Raw genomic sequence first — 24,640 nt, forward strand, 5'->3', positions numbered from 1 at the left:
GGTGGGTGCTGCGATCAGGCGGGACCGTCCCGGCCGCGGCGCCGCCCGGCCAGGGCGACGGCGGCGAGGCCGGCACCGCCCGCCAGCAGCCACGGCAGCGGCAGCAGCCACCGGACGTCGTCGCCGCCGACCCGGTCGCTCGCGATGAGCGCCCACAGGCCGACCAGGCCCAGGAAGGCCACCCCCATCACCAGCTGGCCGACGTCCACCGGGTGGCGCCCCTCGGCCCAGGGGCCGCGGGCGGCCGTGCCGGTCAGCACCTCGGTGCGCTCCTGCTCGGTCATCGTGTCGTCACCTCGATCTGGCCGACCTCGAGCTCGAGGTCGAGGGTCAGCGCCGACGAGCCGTCGGCGCCGGGGGACAGGGCGCGGGAGCGGTCGAAGCCGCCCTCCTCGGAGCCGAAGGTGCGGATCGCGCCCGGGCCGTGGACCCGCAGCTCGCCCGTCACCGGGAGACCCTCGGGGACCAGCACCTCGATCCGGCCGACCTCCCCGTCGACCTCGAGGGTGCGCCCGAGGAGCGCGTCGGGGTCCGCGACGCCGGTGAGGTCGACGACGAGCTCGCCCGCGCCGAGGTCGTAGGAGGTCGCCACCTCGGAGGCCTGCTGGGGGGTGACGACCGTGCGCTCCCCGTCGTAGCGGTCGGCCGCCGTCGAGACCACCAGCGCGAGCGTGGCGAGCAGGCCCAGCGCGATCAGCCCGCCGGCACGCCCCCAGAAGGCGCCGAGCACCAGCAGGGCACCGATCGTGGCCAGCACCAGCGCGGGGTAGGCCGAGCTGATCACCGGCGCGCCCGCCACGTCGGCCAGGCTCAGCAGCCCGATGCCGAAGGCCGCGGCCGCGAGCGTGCCGGCGAAGAGGCGTGGCCCGCGTCGACGCGGGTCGGGCGGCGAGGGCGGTGCGGGAGGCGCAGGCGGCGGGGGAGCGGCGTACGCCGTGGGCCCGCCGGAGGCCGGCGGCGCAGGGTAGGCGCCCTCGGCCGGGTGAGGGTCGGGCACCGGCGCGGGTGGGCCCCACGCACCAGGCGGGCGTGCGGCGCGACGCTGGTCGCGGCGGCGCAGCAGCAGGTAGACGACGAGGGCCAGCAGCGCGAGGGGCCACGGGAAGAAGCCGGGGCCCCACGCGTCGCCGAGCAAGGCGAGCGCGGCGAGCACGCCGACCGCGACCAGCGCGACGGAGCGGCTGCGCTCGTCGAGGGAGAAGGGCGCACCGACCGCGCCGTCCTCGGGGACCAGCAGCCAGGCGGCCGCGTAGAGCAGCAGTCCCGCACCACCGAAGAAGGACAGGACGACGAGGCCGACCCGCACCAGCACGGGGTCGACGTCGAGGTGGCGGGCGAGGCCGCCGGCGACGCCGGCGACGTAGCGGTCGGGGCCGGTGGTGCGGCGCAGCCGGCCGAGGTCGCGGACCTGCTCGCCGGTGACGCGGGGGCCCTCCTCGCTCGCGGTGGCGGCGGCGGTGGCGGTCGCGGTGGCGGTGCCGCCCGGTGCGGGGTCCGGCTCGGGTCCCGGTGCGGGGCCCGGTGCGTCGCCGGGCGGTGGTGTGGTGGTCATGGCTCCAGCCTGGGGCGCCGCGGGGCTGCGCACCATCGGGGACGACCCTGGTCGCGACCCCGGGACGTCCCCGATGGTCGGGGACCTCGCGGCGGGGGAGGATGGGGGGGACATGAGCACCTCCGCCCCCGCCCGCCTCGAGCCGCGCCGCGCCTACCGCGACACGCAGGCGCCCGTGCTCGGCGGCGTCGCGGCCGGGGTCGCACGGCACGTCGGGGCGCCCGTGGTGTGGGTGCGCGCGGCCTTCCTGCTGGCGACGACGCTGGGCGGCTTCGGCGTCGCGCTCTACGGCGCGCTCTGGGCGTTCCTGCCCGCCGAGCCCCCGCCGGAGCTCACCGGCGACGAGCCGCCCGGCCTGGCCGGGGCGCGCCGCGACGGACGGCGCCCCGGACGGGCCCGCCGCCTCGCCGACCTCGGCCCGGCGGTGGCGCTGGCCGCCCTGGGGGTCGGGGCGCTGCTGCTCCTCGACGCCGTGCTCGGCACGGGCGGGCTGTTCTGGCCGCTCGCGCTGGGCCTGGCCGGCGTCGCCCTGGTGTGGCGCCAGGCCGACGAGGCGCAGCGCGAGTGCTGGCTCGACACCACCGGGCGGGCCGACCCGGTGCGTGCGGTCTTCGGCAGCGGTGGCGTCGCGGCGTACGCCCGGGTCTCGCTCGGCGGCCTGCTCGTCCTCGCCGCGCTGGCCGTGGTCGCCCTGCGCGACGGCTCGGCCGCGGCGGCGCGCGAGGGGCTCGTCGTCGGCCTGCTCGGGGTGGCGGGCCTGGCGCTGGTGGTGGGGCCGTGGGTGCTGCGGCTCGCCGGCGACCTGACGGCCGAGCGGGCCGAGCGCATCCGCTCGCAGGAGCGCGCCGACGTCGCCGCCCACCTGCACGACTCGGTGCTGCAGACGCTGGCGCTGATCCAGGTCAACGCGGGTGACCCCGCGGCGGTCGCCCGGCTCGCGCGGGCCCAGGAGCGCGACCTGCGCACGTGGCTCTACGCCGGCCGGGTGGCCGACGATGAGACCGTCGCCGCGGCCGTCCGGGCGGCTGCCGCCGGGGTGGAGGACGCCCACGGCGTCGTGGTCGAGGTCGTGGCGGTCGGCGACGCGCCGCTCACCGAGTCGCTGCGCCCGGTGGTGCTCGCGACGCGCGAGGCGGTCGTCAACGCCGCCCGCCACGCGGGCACCGGCCACGTCGACGTCTTCGTCGAGGTGGCGCCCGGCTCGGTGGAGGTGTTCGTGCGCGACCGCGGGCGCGGCTTCGACCCGGCCGCCGTGCCGGAGGACCGCCACGGGGTGCGCGGCAGCATCCTCGACCGGGTGCGCCGCCACGGGGGCGAGGCCGAGGTGCGCTCGTCGCCCGGCCAGGGGACCGAGGTGCGGCTGAGGATGCCGCGGGAGGAGCAGCACGGTGACGGCTGAGCAGCAGGGAGCCGGTCAGGCGGCCACGGGTGCGGGGCGGGTGCCTCCCGTGCGGGTCGTCGTGGTCGACGACCACGCGATGTTCCGTGCGGGGGTGCGCGCCGAGCTCGCGGGCGCGGTGGGCCGCGGCGAGGTCGACCTGGTGGCCGAGGCGGCCGACGTCGCCGAGGCGGTGGCGGCCGTGCGCACGCACGCGCCCGACGTCGTGCTGCTCGACGTGCACCTGCCCGGGGGCGGCGGCGTCGAGGTGATGCGGCAGGCGCCGGCGCCGGCGGGCACGCCCGGCACGCGCTACCTCGCGCTCAGCGTGAGCGACGCCGCCGAGGACGTGATCGGCACCATCCGCGGCGGTGCCCGGGGCTACGTCACCAAGACGATCACCGGCGAGGAGTTGGTGGCGGCCGTGCGCCGGGTCGCCGAGGGGGACGCCGTCTTCTCGCCGCGCCTGGCCGGCTTCGTGCTCGACGCCTTCACCGGCTCGCCGGACGCGCCCCCGGTGGCGGCGGTCGACGAGGACCTCGACCGCCTCACCGAGCGCGAGCGCGAGGTGATGCGGCTGATCGCGCGCGGCTACGCCTACAAGGAGGTCGCGCGCGAGCTCTTCATCTCGCCCAAGACGGTCGAGACCCACATGGGCAGCGTGCTGCGCAAGCTGCAGCTGTCCTCGCGCCACGAGCTCACCCGCTGGGCCTCCGACCGCCGGCTGCTCTGAGCTCCGGGCGGGGGCTGCATCACCCGCAGGGGAGGGGGTACCGACAGGGGAAGTCCCGTCCCACCAGCCCCACCCGAAGCGAGGCGTCGTGGCCCACCCCTCTCCAGCGACGGCCCCCGAGGCCGACGACGAGACTGGGCTGCGCCGGTCGATCACCGGTCCGCAGCTGTTCTTTTACACCCTCGGCGACGTGCTCGGCTCGGGCATCTACGTGCTCATCGGCCTGGTCGCCGCGGCCGTCGGCGGTGCTTTCTGGATCGCCTTCGCCGTCGGCGTCTCGATCGCCGCGATCACCGGCACGGCCTACGCCGAGCTGGTCACGAAGTACCCCCAGGCCGCCGGCGCCGCGCTCTACGTCAACAAGGCCTTCGGCAGCCGCGCGCTGACCTTCCTCGTCACGGTCTCGTTCCTCTCCGCCAGCTTCGCGGCCGCGGGGTCGCTGGCCGGCGGCTTCGCGTCGTACTTCTCGACCGTCTGGGCGAGCCCGCCCACGCTGGCGGTGACGATCGGCTTCGTCGTGGTGCTGACGGTGGTCAACTTCGTCGGCATCACCGAGTCGGTGGTCCTCACGATGACCATGGCCGTCGTCGAGATCGTCGGCCTCGTCATCGTGCTGGTCATCGGCATCTGGGTGGTCGCCGCGGGCGACGCCGACTTCGGCGTGCTGACCGACTTCGACACCGGCGGCACCAACTGGGCGCTGGCGATCCTCGCCGGCGTCGCGCTGTCGTTCTTCGCGATGACCGGCTTCGAGAACACCGCCAACGTCGCCGAGGAGACCATCGACCCGCACCGCTCCTTCCCGCGCTCGCTCGTCGGCGGCATGGTGACGGCCGGCGTCATCTACGTCCTGGTCTCGATGGCGGCCGCGCTCACGGTGCCCACCGAGGACCTCGCCGGCTCCGACGCCGCGCTGCTCGAGGTCGTGAAGGCCGGCGTGCTGCCGATCTCGACGCCGTTCATGACCACGCTCTTCGCCTTCATCGCGATGATCGCGATCACCAACACGACGCTGGTCGCGGTCGTCACGCAGCCGCGCATCCTCTACGGCATGGCCAACGAGGACGTCGTGCCCGGCGTCTTCGCCCGCATCCACGCCGGCCGCCGCAGCCCGTGGGTCGGCCTGCTCTTCAGCGCCGTCGTGGTCTGCCTGCTGCTCGTCGTCGGCACCTACGCCCCCGAGGTCGAGGGCACCAACCTCGTCGAGCGGCTGGCGCTCGTGACGGTGGTCTTCCTGCTGTTCATCTACAGCCTCGTGATCGTGGCCTGCCTCAAGCTGCGCGGGCGCGACGAGAGCGAGCGCACCTTCCGCGCCAGCACGCCGCTGCTGGTGCTCGGCCTCGTCGGCAACGTCGCGATCCTCGCCTGGTCCGTCGACGACGACCCCACCTCGCTGCTGTGGTGCGCGGGGCTCCTCGCCGTGGGCGTGGTCCTCTACCTCGCCGAGCGGCTCACCGGCTCCCGGAAGGAGGCCTGACGTGCACGTCATCGTGACCACCGACGGCTCGAAGCAGTCGCTCGCCGCGGCCGAGCACCTGAAGTCCTTCGCCGACCCCGAGAAGGTCACGGCCGTCTCGGTGCTCGCCGTCGTGCGACCGCTCGCCGCCGTCGCCTTCGCCGACGACATCACCCCGGCGGAGCGGCGCCGCGCCGACACCGAGGCCGGGGGCTTCCGCGCCGCCGCCCAGCGCTCGGTCGACGCGGTCGCCGCGGTCTTCGACGACTGGGGGCCGCGGGTGCACAAGCGCATCCGCTCGGGCTCGCCGGCCGCCGAGATCATCAAGGCCGCCGAGCAGTACGACGCCGGGCTCGTCGTCGTCGCCGCCGGCGGGCGCGGCATCAGCGACAGCGTGCTCGTGGGCAGCACGGCACAGCGGGTGCAGCACTACGCGCCGTGCCCGGTGCTCGTCGTGCGCCCGGCCCGCCGCCGACCTCGACGGGGGAAGGCCGCCGGCGGCTGACTAGGCTGCGGGCCATGGAGATCCTGCGCCTGGTCCTGCTCTTCCTGCACATCCTGGGGTTCGCGGCGCTCATCGGCGGCCTGCTGTCGCAGGTGCGCGCGCCGGAGAAGCGCGTCCTCGACGTCATGCGCGACGGCGTCGGCACCGCCTTCCTGACCGGCCTGTTCCTCGTCGGCGTGCTCGAGGCGGGCGACGCCGACGTCGACCACGTCAAGATCGGCGTGAAGTTCGCGATCGGGCTCGTGCTGCTCGGCCTGGTGATGGCCAACATGCGCAAGCCGCGCATCCCCGACGGCCTCTTCTGGGGCCTGCTGGCGCTCAGCGTCGTCAACGTGGCGGTCGCGGTCTTCTGGTCCCCGGTCCACACGTGAGCGCCGCCGTGGCGCAGCCGGCCGCGCCGGAGCACGTGCTCACGCTGTCGTGCCCCGACGGGCCCGGCATCGTCGCCGACGTGACCCGGCTGCTCGCCGACGCCGGCTGCAACATCGAGCAGTCCCAGCAGTACGGCGACCCCGACACCGACCGCTTCTTCCTGCGGGTGCAGGTGCAAGCCGGCGACGTCGGCCTCGACGAGCTGCGCGACCGCTTCGCCCCGCTCGCCGAGCGGCGGGGGATGACCTGGCAGCTGCGCGACGCGGCGAGCCGCCCCCGCGTGCTGATCCTCGTCAGCCGCTTCGGCCACTGCCTCAACGACCTGCTCTTCCGCTGGTCCTCCGGCGCGCTGCCGGTCGACGTGGTCGGCGTGGTGTCCAACCACACCGACTTCGAGCGCCTCGCGGGCAACTACGGCGTGCCGTTCCACCACGTGCCCGTCGCGCCCGGTGGCAAGGCCGAGGCGGAGGCCGCGCTGCTCGAGGTGGTCCGCGGTGAGCAGGTCGACCTGGTGGTGCTCGCGCGCTACATGCAGATCCTCAGCGACGACCTGTGCCGCGAGCTCGAGGGCCGCGCCATCAACATCCACCACTCGATGCTCCCGAGCTTCAAGGGCGCCAAGCCCTACCACCAGGCGCACGACCGCGGCGTCAAGCTGATCGGCGCGACCGCGCACTACGTCACCGCCGACCTCGACGAGGGCCCGATCATCGAGCAGGAGGTCACCCGCGTCGACCACGCCATGAGCGTCGAGCAGCTCGTCGCCGCCGGCCGCGAGCTCGAGTGCCAGGCCCTCGCGCGCGCCGTCCGCTGGCACGCCGAGTCGCGGGTGCTGCTCAACGGTCGTCGCACCGTCGTGTTCCGCTGACCCGCCCCCCTCGCCGTACGCCGGGGGTGCGGGTCGACGACTAGCCTGCGCCCGTGGACGGACGCAGGCTGCTGCTCGGCGACTGGACCCCGCTCGTGCGCGACGGCATCGACGTGCTCCGGGCGGGACTGGTCGTCGCCACGGTCGCGGCGGCGCTGGCCGGGGACGCGAAGGCCGTGGTGGCGCTCGGGTCCGCGACGGTCCTCGCCCTGCTGGCGCGGGTGGTCGACCTGCCGCGCGCCTACGACGTCACGTTCGTGCTGGTGCTCTCGCTGCACGCGACCGGCGAGGCGCTGGGCTGGTACGACGCGGTCCCGTGGTTCGACCGGGTCGTCCACGTCGTCCTGCCGTGCCTCGTGGCCCCGGTGCTCTACATCGGGCTGGCGCGGCTCGAGGTGCTCCCCGACCCGCGCGACGACACCCGCGCGCGCCACCTCGTGGGCATGGCGGTCGTCGCCTTCTGCCTCGGCATGACGGTGGGGGGCCTGTGGGAGGTCGTGGAGTACGGCTCCGACGGCTACCTCGACACCGCGCTGTCGGAGGGCAACGCCGACACCGTCGGCGACCTCGTCGCCGATGCCGCCGGGTCGCTGCTGGGAGCCTTGCTGCTCGTCGCCTGGACCCGGTGGGGGTGGGGCTCCGTGCGCCGCGTCGACGGCGTCAACACCTACGAGGACACCGACGCCTGACCCGACCGCCGGCGCGTAGGCTGGACCCACGATGAGCACCCCCTTCACGCTGTCCGGGCTCGAGCTGCCGCAGGAGGCGCCCCGGCGCCGCGGCCCGTCCGCCGAGGAGCTCCTCGAGGGCCTCAACGAGCCCCAGCGGGCGGCGGTGACCCACGCCGGCGCACCGCTCCTCGTGGTCGCCGGCGCGGGCTCCGGCAAGACCCGCGTGCTGACCCGCCGCATCGCCTGGCTGATCTCCGAGCGCGGCGCGCACCCCGGCTCGATCCTCGCGATCACCTTCACCAACAAGGCCGCGGCCGAGATGAAGGAGCGCGTCGAGGAGCTGGTGGGCGGGCGCGCCCGCATCATGTGGGTCTCGACGTTCCACTCCGCGTGCGTGCGCATCCTGCGCAAGGAGGTCGATCGGATCGGCCTCAAGAGCAGCTTCTCGATCTACGACGCCGCCGACTCCAAGCGGCTCATGACGCTGGTGTGCCGCGACCTCGACCTCGACGCGAAGCAGTTCCAACCCGGCGCGGTGCTGCACTGGGTGTCGTCGCAGAAGAACGAGCTCAAGGACGTCGACGCGGTCAAGGCGGAGGCCCGCAACCGGATCGAAGAGTCCTACGCCGCGGCCTACGACCTCTACCAGCGCCGGCTGCGCGAGGCCAACGCCATGGACTTCGACGACCTCATCATGTCGACGGTCCACCTCTTCCAGGCCTTCCCCGACGTGCGGGAGACCTACCGCCGCCGTTTCCGCCACGTCCTCGTCGACGAGTACCAGGACACCAACCACGCGCAGTACGCCCTCGTCCACCAGCTGTGCGCCGCCGACCCGGAGGGCGGGACGCACGCCGACGCGGAGGGCGCGGGCGGGGTCGAGCCCTCCGAGCTGATGGTGGTCGGCGACGCCGACCAGTCGATCTACGCCTTCCGCGGCGCCAACATCCGCAACATCCTCGACTTCGAGCAGGACTTCCCCGACGCGGCCTCGATCCTGCTGGAGCAGAACTACCGCTCCACGCAGACGATCCTCGAGGCCGCCAACGCCGTCATCGGCCACAACAAGGGCCGCAAGGCCAAGCGGCTGTGGTCCGACGCCGGCCGGGGCGAGCGGATCGTCGGCTACGTCGCCGACGACGAGCGCGACGAGGCGCGCTTCGTCTCCGAGGAGATCGACAGCCTCACCGACGAGGCCGGGGTGCGGCCCGGCGACGTCGCGGTGTTCTACCGCACCAACGCCCAGTCACGCGTCTTCGAGGAGGTGTTCATCCGCACCGGCCAGCCCTACAAGGTGGTCGGCGGGGTGCGGTTCTACGAGCGCAAGGAGGTGCGCGACGCGCTCGCCTACCTGCGGCTGCTGGTCAACCCGGCCGACGAGATCTCGCTGCGCCGGGTGCTCAACACCCCCAAGCGCGGCATCGGCGACCGGGCCGAGGCGTGCATCGCCGCGCTGGCCGAGCGCGACGGCACCACCTTCTGGGAGGCGCTGCGCCGTGCCGACCAGGCGCCGGGCCTGGCGACGCGGTCGCTGAAGAACGTCGAGGCGTTCGTCGCCGTGGTCGAGGAGCTGCAGTCGATGGTCGACGCCGGTGAGCGCGCCGACGTGGTGCTCGAGTCGGTGCTCGACAAGTCCGGCTACCTCGCCGCGCTCGAGGCCTCCGACGACCCCCAGGACGAGGTGCGCGTCGAGAACCTCGCCGAGCTCGTCGCGGTCGCGCGCGAGTTCAGCGACGACCCGGTCGCCGGTCCGTCCGCCGACCCCGCCGACGTCGAGGCCGAGCAGGTGGCGCCCGGTCTGCGCGACTTCCTCGAGCGGGTCGCGCTGGTGGCCGACGCCGACCAGATCCCCGACCCCTCCGGCGAGGAGCAGGGCGTCGTCACGCTCATGACGCTCCACACCGCCAAGGGCCTGGAGTTCCCGGTCGTCTTCCTGACCGGCCTCGAGGACGGCGTCTTCCCGCACAGCCGCTCGCTCGGCGACCAGCCCGAGCTGGAGGAGGAGCGGCGCCTGGCCTACGTCGGGGTGACCCGGGCGCGGCAGCGCCTCTACCTCTCCCGCGCCGTCGTCCGCTCGGCCTGGGGCGCGCCGGCGCACAACCCGGCCTCGCGCTTCCTCGACGAGATGCCCGTCGACCTCGTCGACTGGCGTCGCACCGAGGCCGCCCAGACCTCGTGGAACCGGCCCGACCTCGCGAGCGGCTCGACGGCGTACGGCTCGGGTCGCGGCAGCTTCGGCGTCGCGACCGCCGCGGGGCGACGCAACTTCTCCTCCGCCGCGCTGCGGGCCGACGCGGCCGCCAAGCAGAAGGCCGCCCGCCCGATCCCGTCGCTCGACCCGGGCGACCGGGTCGTGCACGACTCCTTCGGCCTCGGCACGGTCGTCACCGTCGAGGGGCAGGGCGAGAAGTCGGTCGCCTCGATCGACTTCGGCTCCGAGGGCGTCAAGCGCCTGCTGCTGCGCTACGCCCCGGTGGAGAAGCTGTAGGTCAGGGGGTGACGCCGTTGACGGCGAGCGCCTGGAAGGGGTCGACCGGGTCGCCGGCACCGGGGCGCACCTCGAGGTGCAGGTGCGGGCCGAAGCTGTTGCCGGTGGAGCCGACGTAGCCGATGACCTCACCGGCGCGGACGGTCTGCCCGACGCTCGCGGCGAAGGCCGTCTGGTGGCAGAACCACAGCTCCGTGCCGTCCTCGAGGGTCAGCACGGTCTTGTTGCCGTAGGCGCCGTCGTAGCCGGTCTCGGTGATCGTGCCGTTGGCGACGGCCTTGATCGGGGTGCCGGACGGGGCGGCGAAGTCGAGGCCGGTGTGGTAGCCGGAGGAGTAGTAGCCCGCGGCCATGCCGAACGTGTTGGTGAGGCGGTAGGAGTCGAGCGGCAGCACCCACTGGTTGGCCGCGATCTTCTTCGCCTGCACCTCGGCCTGCTGGGCGAAGGCGGCCAGGGCGGCGTTGCGCTCCTTGGCCTGCGCCTCGGCCTGCTGCAGCAGGTCGGCGTCGGCGGCGTCCTCGAGGGCGTCGCGACGCGAGTCGCGGCTGACGACCGCGCGCCGGTCGGCGAGCAGGCTGGCGCGGGCCACGGCGCTGTCGCCGGTCAGGGCGCTGGCGACCGCGAAGCCCCGGTCGGCGACGGTCGCGCCCTCGTCGGGCGAGGTGGGGGAGGCGAGGGCACCGCCCACGGCGACGGCCAGGACGGCGACGCCGGCCAGCACGGGCACGGGCGGGAGCGCGGAGACGACGGAGGGGCGCGCAGCGTGCTTGACGGCCTTGCGCTTGCCCGGGGTGCTCGCGGCGGGAGCGCTCGCGGCGGGGGTGACGCGCGCCACGTCGGCGGCGGACGCATGCGGTGCGTCGAGGGGGGTACGGGACGTGCGGGTCGAGAGCGTGCGGCGTGCCGAGGAGTCGCGCACAGCGCGACGGTCTGCTCGGTGGTTTCCCATGGGGGCAGGGGACCCTTCGTCGGGGGACGGCGGCCAGCGAGCCTCGACCATAACGGATGCCCGTACGCCCCTGAAATCCCCGGTCCGGACATCTGTGGACCGCCCTGTCGGGCCATGCCCGGGCCCCGGTCGACCGGGGTGTCGACGTGACGCGTTCCACGCCGCTGGGCCCTCCCTGGGCGTGGTGGGCCCCGCGCGGCCGGGTCTAGGGTGCGAGGCGGCATTCCCGGACCGACCACACGTCCCGGTCGTCCGGACATCGACAGCGAGGACTGGTTGCATCGTGGACCTGATGGAGTACCAGGCGAAGGAGCTCTTCGCCAAGCACGGGGTGGCGACGACGCTCGGTCGCGTCGTCGAGACCGCCGACGAGGCCAAGGCAGCTGCCGAGGAGCTCGGCGGCGTCACCGTCGTCAAGGCGCAGGTCAAGGCCGGCGGTCGCGGCAAGGCGGGCGGCGTGAAGCTCGCGAAGACCGCCGACGAGGCGCACGAGCACGCCGGCAACATCCTGGGGATGGAGATCAAGGGCCTCACGGTCAACCGCGTGCTGGTCACCCCGGCGACGCCGCCGCAGGAGGAGTACTACTTCTCCTTCCTGCTCGACCGCGCGAACCGGCAGTACCTCTGCATCGCCAGCGTCGAGGGCGGCGTGGAGATCGAGGAGGTCGCCAAGACCAACCCCGACGCGGTCAAGCAGATCCCGATCGACCCGGGCACCGGCGTCGACGCGGAGAAGGCGCGCGCGATCGCCACCGAGGCCGGCTTCCCCGAGCCCGTCTTCGAGCAGGCCGTCGAGATGATCGAGAAGCTCTACCGGGTCTTCGTCGAGGAGGACGCGACCCTCGTCGAGGTCAACCCGCTCGCGCGGCTCGAGGGCGACGTGCTCGAGGCGCTCGACGGCAAGGTCTCGCTCGACGAGAACGCCTCCGAGGTGCGCCACCCGCACCACGAGGAGTTCGAGATCCGGGAGGAGGCCGACGCGCTCGAGTCGAAGGCCAAGGACAAGGGCCTCAACTACGTCAAGCTCGACGGCCAGGTCGGCATCATCGGCAACGGCGCGGGCCTGGTCATGTCGACGCTCGACGTGGTCGCCTACGCCGGCGAGGCGCACGGCGGGGTCAAGCCCGCCAACTTCCTCGACATCGGCGGCGGCGCCAACGCGCAGGTGATGGCCGACGGTCTCGACGTCATCCTCGGCGACCCGCAGGTCAAGAGCGTCTTCGTCAACGTCTTCGGCGGCATCACCGCCTGCGACGAGGTCGCCAACGGCATCAAGGGCGCGCTGGAGATCCTCGGCGACGAGGCCACCAAGCCGCTCGTCGTGCGCCTGGACGGCAACAACGTCGAGGAGGGTCGCCGCATCCTCGACGAGCTCGCGCACCCGCTGGTGACGCAGGTCGACACCATGGACGGTGCGGCCGACAAGGCCGCCGAGCTCGCCCACCAGGCCTGACGAGAAGGACCAGAAGAGATGTCTATCTACCTCGACAAGAACTCCAAGATCATCGTCCAGGGCATGACCGGTGGGATGGGCTCCAAGCACACCACCCTCATGCTCGAGGCGGGCTCGAACATCGTGGGCGGCGTCAACGCCCGCAAGGCCGGCACCAGCGTGGAGCTCGCCGGCCAGGAGCTGCCCGTCTTCGGCACGGTCGCCGAGGCGATGGCCGAGACCGGCGCGGACGTGTCCGTCGTCTTCGTGCCCCCGGCCTTCACCAAGGACGCCTGCGTGGAGGCCATCGACGCCGGCATCGGCCTGCTCGTGGTGATCACCGAGGGCGTGCCCGTGCAGGACACCGCCGAGGTGTGGTCCTACCTGCAGGGCAAGTCGACCCGGATGATCGGCCCGAACTGCCCCGGCATCATCACGCCGGGCGAGTCGCTGGCCGGCATCACCCCGCACACCATCGCGGGCAAGGGCCCGGTGGGCCTGGTGTCGAAGTCCGGCACGCTGACCTACCAGATGATGTTCGAGCTGAAGGACTACGGCTTCTCCACCGCCATCGGCATCGGCGGCGACCCGATCATCGGCACCACCCACATCGACGCGCTCGAGGCCTTCGAGAAGGACCCCGAGACCAAGGCGATCGTGATGATCGGCGAGATCGGCGGCGACGCCGAGGAGCGGGCCGCGGCCTACATCAAGGAGCACGTCACGAAGCCGGTCGTCGGCTACGTCGCGGGCTTCACCGCTCCCGAGGGCAAGACGATGGGCCACGCCGGCGCCATCGTCTCGGGCTCCTCGGGCACTGCGCAGGCGAAGAAGGAGGCCCTCGAGGCCGCCGGGGTCAAGGTCGGCAAGACGCCGTCCGAGACCGCCGCCCTCATGCGCGAGGTGCTCGAGTCGCTCTGAGCCCCGGCTCGGAGCAGCACGCACGACACCGACGGCCGACCGGCGCCCCCGTGGCGCCGGTCGGCCGTCGTCGTGTCCGCGGGCCGCTGCCCCGCACCTGCTCCGACGCGCGGGAGGCGCGGTCGGTTGCCTGCGACGCCGAGCGACGCGGGCGGCACCCCTCGCACGGGTCCGGAGGGTGCCGTGCGCGCCACTCGGTGAGGAGCGGCGTACGCCGGGAGTCGCCCTCCGCGCTCGTGGGCGCCGGTCAGCGGTCGAGCGCTCCGAGCCGCTCGGCGGCGCGGTCGACGAGGCGCAGGAAGTCGTCGGTGGCGATGGTGCGGGTGCCGGCCGGCACGAAGCCGAGCTGCGCGACCGCGCGGCCGCGGCGCACGACCGCCATGAGGTAGCGCACCGACTCGGCGTCGCTGATCTCGACGGTGATGCGCCACGCCGCGACGTCGACGTCGCCCCGGCCGCGGGAGGCGAGCTGCTCGACGTCGCTGCCGAGGTCGCGCTCGGGGCAGCCGGCGACGCGGGCGCGCAACCGCTCGACGAAGGCTCGCGCGCCCCGGTCGGCCGGGAAGGCGCCGAGCGTCTCGGTGAGGCCGAAGGCGGCCGGCAGGTCGGCCTCCGGCACGACGAAGGTGCGCGTCCGGTCGCCCCGCAGGTCGGAGAAGTCCGCCTCGTCGCAGCGGGTGGCGGCGGCGTTGACGCGGGCCTCGACCGGGTCGGTGCCGACCCACGGCTGGCGCACCCCGGTGACCGGTGGCAGGTCGACCACCGACAGGATCGCGGGCACCTCGCCGGCCGGGAGCGGGTCGGTGCCGACCGTGCGCGGCGGCGCCGCGCAGGCGCCGGCGCCCGGGGTGCCGCAGAAGGCGTTGACGGCCGCCGCCGTCGCCGAGGCGAGCGGCGCGAGGTCGGCGGGACGGCCGTCGTGCACCGTGCGCGCCAGCGTGGTGGTGAAGCGACCGGTGCGCGCCACGGCCACGCTCACGGTGCTGGTGGGGCGGGTCCAGCGGCGCAGCACGAAGACGCGGGCGTCGTCGCCGACGGCCGGCAGCCGGTAGGTGCCGAGCAGCTGCGTGCGGGGCTCGCGGCAGCCGGCGTACCACCCGAGCGCCCGGCGGAAGGCCTCCCCGGCCGACGACGCGTCGGCGGAGAGCTCGGTGAGCTGGGTGGCCGTGACCCGCGGCCGTGGCCCGCGCGCGGGCGCGTCGTGGCGGCGTACGGCGGCGGCCACGCCGTCGGGGTCGGCGAACGGCTCCTGCTGGCAGGGCACCACGAGCCCGTTGCCGTCGGTGTTGTCGCCCGAGGCCCCGGCCCGCCACACCCGGCCCGGCGCGAGGCGGCGCACCTGGCCCACGGCGAGCAGGTCGTCGGGGGAGAGGTCGGGGGCCTCCTGGGTCGGCGGGGTCGCGCGGGGCGCGGCGCTGCTGCCCCGCGGGCCGGCGGAGACCGCCGTGCTGCCGGCCTGGGGCGCGGCGGAGCCGCCCGGCGCGGCGGCGGACTCGCCCAGCCGCCCCGCGACCTCGCCGGACGCGCCGACGACGGAGCCGCCGAGCAGCAGCGCGGCCACCGCCGCGACCGCGCCGACGCTCGTGTGGGTGCGCCGCCGCGCGGCTCCGGCGCGGCGCAGGATGGTGGGCCGCGGCCACCGGGTGCCGGTGGCGACGTGCGTGCCCAGTGCCTCGACGGTCGGGCGGATGCTGGTGGTCGGCACCTCCCGGTGCAGCGAGAACTGCGCGGTCGCGAGCTGCAGCTCGCGCTCGGCGGCCTCCTGCGGGAGCGAGACCTCCCGGGCCATGTCGGGCAGCGACACCTGCGCGAGGTGGGTGAGCACGAGGAGGCGGCGCTGGGTCGGCGACAGCTTCGCGAGCGCGGCGAGGGTGGCGCGGTGCTCCTCGCCGAGCGCCTTGTCGCGGTGCCAGAGCCGCGCCGTGTGGCGGCGCTGGGCGTGCGACCAGGCGTGCGGTCGCACCCAGGCCTCGGGCGACTCGAGGCGCGAGACCTTGCGCCAGTGGTGCCAGGCGACGACGAAGGAGTCCCGCACCGCGCTGCGCGACGCGGGGAGGTCGCCGGTGAGGGCGTAGGTCTGCAGCAGCAAGCGGTCGCGGGCGTCCTTGTAGAAGGCGTCGAAGCCCTCGGGGTCGGAGTGCACCATGACGCCGCCGAGGGTACGTCGCCCCGGCGTGGGAGCGCGATCCGAGCGGCGGCGCCGGTCACGATGGACCCGTCATGACCTCCCTGCTGCCGCGCCCCACCACCGCCCGGCCGGGCCCGGCCGAGCCGGGTCGCCCGCTGGCGCTCGTGGCGACCACGGGCGGTGTCGGCGCGGCCCTGGCCACGCTCGTCCCGTGCCTGCTGCTCGCCGTGGTCGGCTGGTTCCTCACCGACGCCGGCGCCCACGGCACGCCGCGCGACGCCCTGCAGGTCGGCGCCCTCGGCTGGCTCGTCGCCCACGGCTCGGGGGTCTCCGTGCGCGGCACCGCCGTCACCGTGCTGCCCCTCGGCCTCACCCTGCTGGCCGCGTGGGCGACGTGGCGGGTCGGTCGCCGCGCCGGTGAGGCGCTGAGCGGCCACGGGCCCGATGCCGACCGCCTCGCCGACGGCGAGCGCGACTGGACCGTGCCGGGCGCCACCGCGCTCTTCGCCGTCGGCTACGCCGTCACCGTGGTCGTCGTGGCCGCGCTCGCCGCCGACCCGTCGACCGCGCCCTCGACCGGCCGCGCCCTCGGCGGGGCCCTGCTGCTCGCGGTGCTGCTCGGCGGCACCGGCCTCGCGGTCGGGTCGGGCCGCGCCGCGGTGTGGCTGCCGATGCTGCCCCGGCTGGTGCGACCGGCCGCCACGGTGGCGCGTGCGGTGCTCACCTGGGTGCTCGGCGCCGCCGCCCTGCTCCTGCTCGCCGCGCTCCTGCTCGACGGCGGCGCCGTCCTGCAGGTCGTCGACGACCTCGGCGCCGACGCCGGCGACGTGGCCCTCCTCGTGGTGCTGACGCTGCTGCTGCTGCCCGGCGCCGTCGTGTGGTCGGCCGCGTGGCTGCTCGGTCCCGGTTTCGGCGTGGGCGCCGGCACCGTCGTCTCGCCGGCCCTCACGGTGCTGGGCGCGCTCCCGCTCGTGCCGCTCGTCCCGGCCCTGCCCGCGGCGGGGAGCGCACCGCGCTGGGTGGTGGTCGGCGTCGCCGCCGTCCCTGTGCTGCTCGCCGCCGTCGCCACGGCCCGGGTGCAGCGCCACCAGCCGACGCTGCGCTGGGACGACGGCGTGCTCCGCGGCTGCGTCGGGGGCGTCGCCGCGGGCGTGCTCCTCGGCGTGCTCGCCGCGCTCGCCGGCGGCGCCCTCGGCCCGGGCCGGATGGCGGTGGTCGGCCCGCTGGCCGGCGACGTGCTGGTGCACGCGGTCGCCGCGCTCGGCGTGGGCGGTGCGCTCGGGGGCGCCGTGGCCACCGCCTGGCAGCGCCGCGCCGCGCGCCGGGGTGCGTAGCGTCGCTGCGTAGACTCCGCGCCGTGCCCGACCCCCAGCCCGCGCGCCTCGTCGTGCTCGTGTCGGGATCCGGCACCAACCTGCAGGCGCTGCTCGACGCGAGCCAGGACCCGGCGTACGGCGCCCGCGTGGTCGCCGTCGGCGCCGACCGCGACGGCATCGAGGGCCTCGCCCGGGCCGAGCGCGCCGGGGTGCCGACCTTCACGGTGCGGGTGCGCGACTTCCCCTCCCGCGAGCACTGGGACCGCGCGCTGGCCGAGCAGGTCGCGGCCTCCGAGCCCGACCTGGTGGTGAGCGCCGGCTTCATGAAGCTGCTGGGCGGGGCCTTCCTGGAGCGCTTCGGCGGCCGGGTGCTCAACACCCACCCCGCGCTGTCCCCGGCCTTCCCCGGCACGCAGGGCCCGGCCGACGCGCTGGCCTACGGCGTCAAGGTCACCGGCTGCACCCTCTTCGTCGTCGACGCCGGCGTCGACACCGGTCCGATCCTGGCGCAGGAGGCCGTGCCGGTCGAGGCGGACGACGACGTCGAGACGCTGCACGAGCGCATCAAGGTCGCCGAGCGCCGGATGCTCGTCGACGCCGTGGGCCGCGCGGCCCGCGAGGGGCTGCGGGTGGAGGGACGCCGCGTCCGGTTCGGCGCCTGACGCCCGGCTTCCCTAGGATGGCGGCCACACGACTGGCGCGGGTGGGTCCACCACCGGGGAGTGACGCCGGGAGCATCGACCGCCTGGGTGCTCCCTCCCGAACCGACGTCCCACAGGAGTGCGCGTGAGCGAGCAGCCCGCCCCCGACCGTGTCCCGATCAGGCGAGCCCTGGTCTCGGTCTACGACAAGTCCGGCCTCGAGGATCTCGTGCGCGGGCTGCACGACGCCGGGGTCGTGCTGGTCTCCACGGGCGGCTCGGCCGCGCTGATCGAGGGCCTCGGCCTGCCGGTCACCCGTGTCGAGGAGCTCACCGGCTTTCCCGAGTGCCTCGACGGCCGGGTCAAGACGCTGCACCCCCGGGTGCACGCCGGCATCCTGGCGGACCGCCGCCTCGAGTCCCACGTGGCGCAGCTCGCCGAGCTCGACGTCGACCCCTTCGACCTCGTGGTGTCCAACCTCTACCCCTTCACGCAGACCGTCGCCTCGGGCGCGAGCCCCGACGAGTGCGTGGAGCAGGTCGACATCGGTGGGCCGTCGATGGTGCGCGCCGCGGCCAAGAACCACCCCTCGGTCGCCATCGTCACCTCGCCCGAGCGCTACGCCGACGTGCTCGCGGCCGTCGCCGCGGGCGGCTTCACGCTCGAGGAGCGCCGGCGCCTCGCCGCCGAGGCCTTCGTCCACACCGCGTCGTACGACGTGGCCGTCGCGTCCTGGATGGGCAACGTGCTCACCGACACCTCGGGCGGCAGCGGCTTCCCGGCCTGGGTCGGCGCGACCTACGAGCAGGCCGCGGTGCTGCGCTACGGCGAGAACCCCCACCAGGGCGCCGCGCTCTACCGCGCCGGCCACGGCCCGGCCGGGCTCGCGGGCGCCGAGCAGCTGCACGGCAAGGAGATGTCCTACAACAACTACGTCGACACCGACGCCGCGCGGCGTGCGGCCTACGACTTCGACGAGCCGGCCGTGGCGATCATCAAGCACGCCAACCCCTGCGGCATCGCCGTCGGCGCCGACGTCGCCGAGGCGCACCGCCGGGCCCACGCCTGCGACCCGGTCTCGGCCTTCGGGGGCGTCATCGCCGCCAACCGCCCGGTCACGGTCGCGATGGCCGAGCAGGTCGCCGAGGTGTTCACCGAGGTCGTCGTGGCACCGGGCTACGAGGAGGGCGCGCTCGAGGTGCTGGCTCGCAAGAAGAACGTGCGGGTGCTGGTCTGCGAGCCGCTCGAGCGCGGCGGCGTCGAGACCCGGCCGGTGAGCGGCGGGCTGCTGGTCCAGCACCGCGACTCCTTCCAGGCCGACGGCGACGACCCCGCCGGCTGGACCCTCGCGACCGGTGAGGCCGCCTCGCCCGAGGTGCTCGCCGACCTGGTCTTCGCCTGGCGCGCCTGCCGCTCGGCGAAGTCCAACGCGATCCTGCTCGCCAAGGACGGCGCCGCCGTCGGCATCGGGATGGGCCAGGTCAACCGCGTCGACTCCTGCCGGCTCGCCGTCGAGCGGGCCAACAGCCTCGCCGAGGGCGAGGAGCGGGCGCGGGGCGCGGTCGCCGCCTCCGACGCCTTCTTCCCCTTCGAGGACGGCCCGCAGGTGCTCATCGACGCCGGCGTCACCGCGATCGTGCAGCCCGGCGGCTCGGTGCGCGACGAGCTCACCGTCGCCGCCTGCGAGGCCGCCGGCGTGACGATGTACTTCACCGGCACCCGCCACTTCTTCCACTGACCGGCCGAGCAGGGAGCACGCACATGACCGCACAGAAGCTCGACGGCACCGCGACGCTGAAGGCCATCAAGGCCGAGCTCACCGAGCGGGTGGCCCGCCTGCGCGAGCAGGGCGTGGTGCCCGGGCTCGGCACGGTGCTGGTGGGCGACGACCCGGGCTCGCACTGGTACGTCGGCGCGAAGCACAAGGACTGCGCCGAGGTCGGCATCGAGTCCATCCGCGTCGACCTGCCCGCCACCGCCACCCAGGCCGAGGTCGAGGCCGAGATCGACCGGCTCAACGCCGACCCGGCCTGCACGGGCTTCCTCGTGCAGCAGCCGACGGGGCTCGACGAGTTCGCCCTGCTCTCGCGCGTGGACCCCGCCAAGGACGTCGACGGGCTGCACCCGACCAACCTCGGCAAGCTCGTGCTGGGCGAGGCCGGGGCGCTGCCGTGCACGCCCACCGGCTGCATCGAGCTGCTGCGCCGCCACGGCGTGGAGCTGGCCGGTGCCGAGGTGGTCGTCGTCGGCCGCGGGCTGACCGTCGGGCGCCCGCTGGGGCTGCTGCTCACCCGCCGCTCCGAGAACGCGACCACCACGCTGTGCCACACCGGCACCCGCGACCTGGCCCACCACGTGCGCCAGGCCGACGTGGTCGTCGCGGCCGCGGGCGTGCCGGGCATCATCACCGCCGACATGGTCAAGCCCGGCGCCGCGCTGCTCGACGTGGGCGTCTCCCGGGTCGACGGCACGATCGCCGGCGACCTCGCCGACGACGTGTGGGACGTCGCCGGGTGGGTCTCGCCGAACCCCGGCGGCGTGGGCCCCATGACCCGCGCGATGCTGCTGTCGAACATCGTCACCGCCGCCGAGCAGCAGGTCGACCGCTGACCGTGGCCGCGCAGGGCAGCCCCGACCCGGGGATCGAGCCGGGGGTCGAGCCGGAGCCCCGTCGCTACCCCTCGACGCTGGGCGGCGCGTGCTACCTGCTGGTGCTCCTGGCCACCGCGGTCGGCCTGGTGCTGGTCGCCGTGGACGACTGGCGCACCGGCGTGCGCTGGGTCGGCGGCGCGCTGCTCGCGGCGGCAGTGCTGCGACTGGTCCTGCGCGAGCGCGACGCCGGCATGCTCGCCGTGCGCCACCGCGGCACCGATGCCCTGCTGCTCAGCGCCATGGGCGCCACGCTGGTCTTCCTCGCCGGCTCGGTCCCCGACCAGCCGCCGCCCCTCTGAGCCACGGCACAGCACGACGGCCCGGCACCTCCGTGGAGGCGCCGGGCCGTCGGCGTACGGCGGGTGGTGCGGCTCAGATCAGCCCGAGCTGGGTGACCGCGTCGCGCTCCTCGGCCAGCTCGGCGGTGGAGGCGTCGATGCGGCCGCGGGAGAAGTCGTCGATCTCGAGGCCCTGCACGATCGACCAGTCGCCGCCGGCGGTGGTGACGGGGAAGGAGGAGACGAGGCCCTCGGGCACGCCGTAGGAGCCGTCGGAGACGACCGCCATCGAGACCCAGTCGCCCTCGGCGGAGCCGAACAGCCAGTCGCGGGCGGCGTCGACGGTCGCCGAGGCGGCGGAGGCGGCCGAGGAGGAGCCGCGCGCCTCGATGATCGCGGCGCCGCGCTTGGCGACGGTGGGGATGAAGGTGCTCTCCACCCACTCCTGGTCACCCACGACCTCGGCGGCGTTGCGGCCCGCGACCTCGGCGTGGAACAGGTCGGGGTACTGCGTGGCGGAGTGGTTGCCCCAGATCGTCATCTTGGTGATGTCGGTGACGGGCGCGCCGGTCTTGGCGGCGAGCTGCGAGATCGCGCGGTTGTGGTCGAGGCGGGTCAGCGCGGAGAAGCGCTCGGCCGGGATGTCGGGGGCGTTCTTCAGCGCGATGAGGGCGTTGGTGTTGGCCGGGTTGCCGGTGACGCCGACACGCACGTCGTCGGCCGCGACCGCGTTGAGGGCCTTGCCCTGCGCGGTGAAGATGGCGCCGTTGGCCTCGAGCAGGTCACCGCGCTCCATGCCGGGACCGCGCGGGCGGGCGCCGACGAGCAGGGCGAGGTTGACGCCGTCGAAGATCTTCTCCGGGTCGCTGCCGATCTCGACGCCGGCGAGACCGGGGAAGGCGCAGTCGTCGAGCTCCATCACGACACCCTCGAGGGCCTTGAGCGCCGGCTCGATCTCGAGCAGGCGCAGCTCGATCGGCCGGTCGCCGGCCAGCGAGCCGCTGGCGAGGCGGAAGAGCAGGCTGTAGCCGATCTGGCCGGCCGCGCCGGTGACGGCGACCTTGAGGGGGGTGGTGCTCACGGCGACTCCTCGGTGTGGCCCCGGGCTCTCCGCGGGGCGGGTGCAGGCTGGGTCGCTGGCACGCTAGCAGCGCGGCGCGGCGCCACCGACCCAGCCCCCGTGCGGTGGTAGGGCAGGCTGGGTGCGTGCCTGCCCGCCTGCGCCGCGCCCTGCCCGCCGGGCTCCTCGGCCCGCTCCTGCTCGTCACCGGCTGCAGCGTCGGCTTCCCCCCGACCCTCGGGCCCACCGGGATCGACGGCCTCGCCGTCCCGACCCCCTCGCCGGACCCCACGTCGTACGCCGTGGGGGTCGACCACCCCTTCCTGCCCCTGGCGCCCGGGGCCCGCTGGGAGCTCTCCGACGCCGCGGCCGGCGCCCGGCTCGTCGTCGAGGTCGGCGGGACCCGCGAGGTCGCGGGCATCGCCGCGACCGAGCTGATCGTCACCCGCGCCGTGCCGACGACGCTGGACGGGGCTCCGGCACGGCCCGTCACCGCGTGGCTGGCCGAGGACGACGCCGGCCACGTCTGGCTGCTCGCCGGGGAGGGCGACGGCCGCAGCTGGGAGACCGGCGCGGACGGCGCGGAGGCCGGCCTGCTGCTGAGCGCCGACCCGCGACGGGGCGACGGCTACGCCCTGTGGGCGGAGGACGGGGAGCCCGCGGCGACCGTGCGCGTCGGTGCGACCGACGGCAGCCTGGCGGTGCCGTGGGGCGTCGCGGACCGCACGGTGGAGCTCGCCCTCGACACCGACCTCGCGCGCCCCGGCGACGAGCTCGCGGTGGTCCTGGGGGAGGGCGTGGGCCCGGTGGCGGTGGCCGACCTGGTCGCCGACGACGACCTGGTGCTGGTCGAGCGCGGCTGACAGGGTGGGCGCGGGACCGACCCGCCGCGCGTCCGATATCTTGACGTCGAGCAATCCGGTCCGACCGCACCCGACCGACCAGGAGTCGTCACGCCATGGCCACCATCATCTACACCCACACGGACGAGGCGCCGCTGCTGGCGACGTACTCCTTCCTCCCCATCGTCTCCGCCTTCGCCGGCGCCGCCGGCGTCGACGTCGAGACCCGCGACATCTCGCTGGCCGGCCGGATCCTGGCGCAGTTCCCCGAGCGCCTCACCGAGGAGCAGCGGGTGGGCGACCACCTCGCCGAGCTCGGGCAGCTCGCGACCACGCCCGAGGCCAACATCATCAAGCTGCCCAACATCTCCGCCTCCGTGCCCCAGCTCAAGGCCGCGGTCAGGGAGCTGCAGGGCCAGGGCTACGACCTGCCCGACTACCCCGAGAACCCGCAGACCGACGAGGAGCGCGAGACCCGCGCGAAGTACGACAAGGTCAAGGGCTCCGCGGTCAACCCGGTGCTGCGCGAGGGCAACTCCGACCGCCGCGCGCCGGCGTCGGTGAAGAACTACGCCAAGGCCCACCCCCACCGCATGGGTGCGTGGAGCAGCGACTCGAAGACGAACGTCGCGACCATGGGCGAGCGCGACTTCCGCTCCAACGAGCGGTCGGTCGTCGTCGAGGCCGACGACACCCTGCGCATCGAGCACGTCGCCGCCGACGGCACCACCACCGTGCTCAAGGAGTCGGTGCCGGTGCTCGCGGGCGAGGTCGTGGACGCGACCTTCATGGACGTCGCCGCCCTGCGCCGCTTCCTCACCGAGCAGGTCGCGCGGGCCAAGGCCGAGGGTGTGCTCTTCTCCGCCCACCTCAAGGCCACGATGATGAAGGTCAGCGACCCGATCATCTTCGGCCACGTGGTCCAGGCGTTCTTCCCGACCCTCTTCGAGCAGTACGGCGAGCAGCTGGCCGCCGCGGGCATCTCGCCCAACGACGGCCTGGGCGCCCTGCTGTCCGCGGTCGGCGACCTGCCCGACGGCGACGCGATCAAGGCCGCCGTCGAGCAGGGGCTGGCCGACGGTCCCGCGCTCGCGATGGTCGACTCGGACAAGGGCATCACCAACCTGCACGTGCCCAGCGACGTCATCATCGACGCCTCGATGCCGGCGATGATCCGCACCTCGGGCCACATGTGGGGCCCCGACGGCGAGGAGCACGACACCCTCGCGGTGATCCCGGACTCCTCCTACGCCGGCGTCTACCAGACCGTGATCGACGACTGCCGCGCCCACGGCGCCTTCGACCCCGCCACGATGGGCTCGGTGCCCAACGTCGGTCTCATGGCGAAGGCGGCCGAGGAGTACGGCTCGCACGACAAGACCTTCGAGGTGCCGGCCGCCGGCACGGTGCGCGTGGTGGCCTCGAGCGGCGACGTGCTGCTCGAGCACGAGGTGCAGCCCGGTGACATCTGGCGCGCCTGCCAGACCAAGGACGAGCCGATCCGCGACTGGGTCAAGCTCGCCGTCTCGCGCGCCCGGGCCACCGGCGCGCCGGCCGTCTTCTGGCTCGACGAGACCCGCGCGCACGACGCGAACCTGATCGCCAAGGTGCGCGAGTACCTCCCCGAGCACGACACCGAGGGCCTGACCATCGAGATCATGGCGCCGGCCGAGGCGACGGCCTACTCCCTGGAGCGGATCCGCCGGGGCGAGGACACCATCTCGGTGACCGGCAACGTGCTGCGCGACTACAACACCGACCTCTTCCCGATCCTCGAGCTCGGCACCTCGGCGAAGATGCTCTCGGTGGTCCCGCTGATGAACGGCGGCGGCCTCTTCGAGACCGGCGCCGGCGGCTCGGCGCCCAAGCACGTGCAGCAGCTGGTCAAGGAGAACTACCTGCGCTGGGACAGCCTCGGCGAGTTCTTCGCCCTCGTGCCCTCGCTCGAGCTCTACGCCGAGCAGGCCGGCAACCCGGCCGCGCAGGTGCTCGCCGACGCCCTCGACCGCGCCACCGAGACCTTCCTCAACGAGGACAGGTCGCCGACGCGTCGCGTCGGCGGCATCGACAACCGAGGGTCGCACTTCTACCTCGCCCTCTACTGGGCGCAGGAGCTCGCGGGCCAGGACGACGACGCCGCGCTCGCGGAGAAGTTCCGGCCGCTGGCCGACACGCTCGCCGCCCAGGAGGAGGCGATCGTCGCCGAGCTCAACGGCGTGCAGGGCAGCCCCGCCGACGTGGGTGGTTACTACCGCCCCGACCCGGCCAAGGCCGACGCGGTCATGCGGCCGTCGCGGACCCTGAACGAGGCGCTCGCCTCGCTGGGCTGACCCGGCGCGGTCGGCGCCGTGCCGACCCGGGCGACCGGCGCGAAAACCGGTCGCCCGCTGTCGGTGGC

The 24,640-nt window shown here is 74.7% G+C and carries 22 protein-coding genes and 1 riboswitch; of the genes, 17 read left to right on the forward strand and 5 right to left on the reverse strand.

The window, feature by feature from the left end; all coding sequences use genetic code 11:
- Positions 1-14: 14 nt before the first annotated feature.
- Together BJ989_RS06970 and BJ989_RS06975 are read right to left on the reverse strand one after the other, a co-directional pair.
- Entirely contained in the window at positions 15-284 is a 270-nt protein-coding gene (locus tag BJ989_RS06970; RefSeq protein WP_179517575.1) for a hypothetical protein, read from the reverse strand.
- The gene (locus BJ989_RS06975; RefSeq protein ID WP_179517576.1) at positions 281-1,552 is read right to left on the reverse strand and encodes a PspC domain-containing protein; all 1,272 of its coding nucleotides are present in this window, start codon (positions 1,550-1,552) and stop codon (positions 281-283) included. Before BJ989_RS06975 ends, BJ989_RS06970 begins: the two co-directional genes overlap by 4 nt.
- 112 nt (positions 1,553-1,664) lie before the next feature.
- On the opposite strand from BJ989_RS06975, the gene BJ989_RS06980 reads away from it, so the two are divergent.
- The 8 genes from BJ989_RS06980 (at position 1,665) to pcrA (ending at position 10,023) form a co-directional block, all read left to right on the forward strand.
- On the forward strand, positions 1,665-2,951 hold the full coding sequence (locus tag BJ989_RS06980; RefSeq protein ID WP_218848755.1) for an ATP-binding protein: 1,287 nt from the start codon (positions 1,665-1,667) through the stop codon (positions 2,949-2,951).
- 40 nt (positions 2,952-2,991) lie between these two features.
- A complete protein-coding gene (locus tag BJ989_RS06985; RefSeq protein WP_179519450.1) occupies positions 2,992-3,663 on the forward strand; it encodes a LuxR C-terminal-related transcriptional regulator in 672 nt (223 codons plus the stop codon).
- 88 nt (positions 3,664-3,751) lie between these two features.
- Positions 3,752-5,140 carry an amino acid permease gene (locus BJ989_RS06990; RefSeq protein ID WP_179517577.1) on the forward strand — a complete coding sequence of 463 codons (1,389 nt, stop codon included), beginning with the start codon at positions 3,752-3,754 and terminating at the stop codon, positions 5,138-5,140.
- Between the two features lies 1 nt (position 5,141).
- Positions 5,142-5,624 (forward strand): universal stress protein, encoded by a 483-nt coding sequence (locus BJ989_RS06995; RefSeq protein ID WP_179517578.1) that lies wholly within the window; start codon positions 5,142-5,144, stop codon positions 5,622-5,624.
- Between the two features lie 14 nt (positions 5,625-5,638).
- Positions 5,639-5,995, forward strand: coding sequence for a hypothetical protein (locus BJ989_RS07000; protein WP_179517579.1), 357 nt, complete (start codon positions 5,639-5,641; stop codon positions 5,993-5,995).
- On the forward strand, positions 5,992-6,864 hold the full coding sequence (gene purU / locus BJ989_RS07005) for a formyltetrahydrofolate deformylase (RefSeq protein ID WP_343049158.1): 873 nt from the start codon (positions 5,992-5,994) through the stop codon (positions 6,862-6,864). Before BJ989_RS07000 ends, purU begins: the two co-directional genes overlap by 4 nt.
- 53 nt (positions 6,865-6,917) lie before the next feature.
- Positions 6,918-7,553: a DUF2238 domain-containing protein gene (locus BJ989_RS07010; protein WP_179517580.1), complete on the forward strand. Its 636-nt coding sequence runs from the start codon at positions 6,918-6,920 to the stop codon at positions 7,551-7,553.
- A gap of 31 nt (positions 7,554-7,584) precedes the next feature.
- On the forward strand, positions 7,585-10,023 hold the full coding sequence (gene pcrA / locus BJ989_RS07015) for a DNA helicase PcrA (RefSeq protein WP_179517581.1): 2,439 nt from the start codon (positions 7,585-7,587) through the stop codon (positions 10,021-10,023).
- Position 10,024: 1 nt separating this feature from the next.
- On the opposite strand, the gene BJ989_RS18725 is transcribed toward pcrA, so the two are convergent.
- Positions 10,025-10,942 carry a peptidoglycan DD-metalloendopeptidase family protein gene (locus BJ989_RS18725; RefSeq protein ID WP_218848756.1) on the reverse strand — a complete coding sequence of 306 codons (918 nt, stop codon included), beginning with the start codon at positions 10,940-10,942 and terminating at the stop codon, positions 10,025-10,027.
- A gap of 313 nt (positions 10,943-11,255) precedes the next feature.
- On the opposite strand from BJ989_RS18725, the gene sucC reads away from it, so the two are divergent.
- Together sucC and sucD are read left to right on the forward strand one after the other, a co-directional pair.
- Positions 11,256-12,425, forward strand: a complete 1,170-nt coding sequence (gene sucC / locus BJ989_RS07025; protein WP_179517582.1) for an ADP-forming succinate--CoA ligase subunit beta — start codon at positions 11,256-11,258, stop codon at positions 12,423-12,425.
- An 18-nt stretch (positions 12,426-12,443) separates the two neighbouring features.
- Complete coding sequence (sucD, locus tag BJ989_RS07030) at positions 12,444-13,325, forward strand: succinate--CoA ligase subunit alpha (RefSeq protein WP_179517583.1); 882 nt, start codon at positions 12,444-12,446, stop codon at positions 13,323-13,325.
- A 247-nt stretch (positions 13,326-13,572) separates the two neighbouring features.
- Here sucD and BJ989_RS07035 read toward each other — a convergent pair whose 3' ends face one another.
- Positions 13,573-15,471 carry a SigE family RNA polymerase sigma factor gene (locus BJ989_RS07035; RefSeq protein WP_179517584.1) on the reverse strand — a complete coding sequence of 633 codons (1,899 nt, stop codon included), beginning with the start codon at positions 15,469-15,471 and terminating at the stop codon, positions 13,573-13,575.
- A 74-nt stretch (positions 15,472-15,545) separates the two neighbouring features.
- On the opposite strand from BJ989_RS07035, the gene BJ989_RS07040 reads away from it, so the two are divergent.
- The 5 genes from BJ989_RS07040 to BJ989_RS07060 all read left to right on the forward strand — a co-directional run bounded on the left by BJ989_RS07040 (position 15,546) and on the right by BJ989_RS07060 (position 20,361).
- Positions 15,546-16,787: a cell division protein PerM gene (locus BJ989_RS07040; RefSeq protein WP_179517585.1), complete on the forward strand. Its 1,242-nt coding sequence runs from the start codon at positions 15,546-15,548 to the stop codon at positions 16,785-16,787.
- Positions 16,788-16,810: 23 nt separating this feature from the next.
- A complete protein-coding gene (purN, locus tag BJ989_RS07045; RefSeq protein WP_179517586.1) occupies positions 16,811-17,431 on the forward strand; it encodes a phosphoribosylglycinamide formyltransferase in 621 nt (206 codons plus the stop codon).
- Positions 17,432-17,449: 18 nt separating this feature from the next.
- Positions 17,450-17,527, forward strand: a riboswitch (ZMP/ZTP riboswitch).
- Between the two features lie 28 nt (positions 17,528-17,555).
- Complete coding sequence (gene purH / locus BJ989_RS07050; RefSeq protein ID WP_179517587.1) at positions 17,556-19,148, forward strand: bifunctional phosphoribosylaminoimidazolecarboxamide formyltransferase/IMP cyclohydrolase; 1,593 nt, start codon at positions 17,556-17,558, stop codon at positions 19,146-19,148.
- A gap of 23 nt (positions 19,149-19,171) precedes the next feature.
- Positions 19,172-20,020 (forward strand): bifunctional methylenetetrahydrofolate dehydrogenase/methenyltetrahydrofolate cyclohydrolase, encoded by an 849-nt coding sequence (locus BJ989_RS07055; RefSeq protein WP_179517588.1) that lies wholly within the window; start codon positions 19,172-19,174, stop codon positions 20,018-20,020.
- 2 nt (positions 20,021-20,022) lie between these two features.
- Positions 20,023-20,361: a DUF3017 domain-containing protein gene (locus tag BJ989_RS07060; RefSeq protein WP_343049159.1), complete on the forward strand. Its 339-nt coding sequence runs from the start codon at positions 20,023-20,025 to the stop codon at positions 20,359-20,361.
- Between the two features lie 73 nt (positions 20,362-20,434).
- On the opposite strand, the gene BJ989_RS07065 is transcribed toward BJ989_RS07060, so the two are convergent.
- On the reverse strand, positions 20,435-21,421 hold the full coding sequence (locus tag BJ989_RS07065; RefSeq protein ID WP_179517589.1) for a malate dehydrogenase: 987 nt from the start codon (positions 21,419-21,421) through the stop codon (positions 20,435-20,437).
- 125 nt (positions 21,422-21,546) lie between these two features.
- Here BJ989_RS07065 and BJ989_RS07070 point away from each other — a divergent pair, with 125 nt between their 5' ends.
- Entirely contained in the window at positions 21,547-22,263 is a 717-nt protein-coding gene (locus BJ989_RS07070; protein ID WP_179517590.1) for a hypothetical protein, read from the forward strand.
- Between the two features lie 95 nt (positions 22,264-22,358).
- Entirely contained in the window at positions 22,359-24,572 is a 2,214-nt protein-coding gene (locus tag BJ989_RS07075) for an NADP-dependent isocitrate dehydrogenase (RefSeq protein ID WP_179517591.1), read from the forward strand.
- Positions 24,573-24,640: the final 68 nt, after the last annotated feature.

It is taken from the genome of Nocardioides perillae, from assembly GCF_013409425.1.
In the GTDB taxonomy this organism is placed as follows: domain Bacteria; phylum Actinomycetota; class Actinomycetes; order Propionibacteriales; family Nocardioidaceae; genus Nocardioides; species Nocardioides perillae.